The organism is Salmonella sp. SAL4457 (assembly GCF_046548235.1).
In the GTDB taxonomy this organism is placed as follows: Bacteria; Pseudomonadota; Gammaproteobacteria; order Enterobacterales; family Enterobacteriaceae; genus Salmonella; species Salmonella enterica.
Window position 1 is genome coordinate 1 of sequence record NZ_JBGDZO010000024.1, and the last position, 641, is coordinate 641.

Annotated in this window: 1 protein-coding gene; it reads left to right on the forward strand. The window is 66.1% G+C overall.

Features of this window, described 5'->3' with window-relative positions:
* Positions 1-94: 94 nt before the first annotated feature.
* The coding region (locus tag ACLJNW_RS23005; RefSeq protein WP_410961064.1) for an ABC transporter ATP-binding protein at positions 95-641 on the forward strand (547 nt) is incomplete at its 3' end.

The following is a 641-nucleotide window of genomic DNA, read 5'->3' on the forward strand; positions in this document are numbered from 1 at the left end:
TCTACGTACTGGCCGGCAAGTACTTCGTGCGCGGCCTCACCGCCGGCGCCGTGAAAGGCTGAGACGGGTCGCTGACCCCGGAGACGAACGAAACATGGCAACCCTCGAACTGCGCAACCTGCACAAGAGCTACGGCAGCGGCCTGGCGGATACCCTCAGGGACATCCGGCTGAAGATCGACTCCGGCGAATTCCTGATCCTCGTCGGGCCCTCGGGTTGCGGCAAGTCGACCCTGATGAACTGCATCGCCGGGCTGGAGAGCATCACCGGCGGTGCGATCCTGGTGGACGGCCAGGACATCAGCGGCATGAGCCCCAAGGACCGCGACATCGCCATGGTCTTCCAGTCCTACGCCCTGTACCCGACCATGAGCGTGCGCGAGAACATCGCCTTCGGCCTGAAGATCCGCAAGATGCCCCAGGCCGCCATCGACGAGGAGGTGGCGCGGGTGGCCAGGCTGTTGCAGATCGAGCACCTGCTCGAACGCAAGCCCTCGCAGCTCTCCGGCGGCCAGCAGCAGCGGGTGGCCATGGGCCGGGCGCTGGCGCGGCGGCCCAAGGTCTACCTGTTCGACGAGCCGCTGTCCAACCTCGATGCCAAGCTGCGGGTGGAAATGCGCACCGAGCTGAAGCTGATGCACC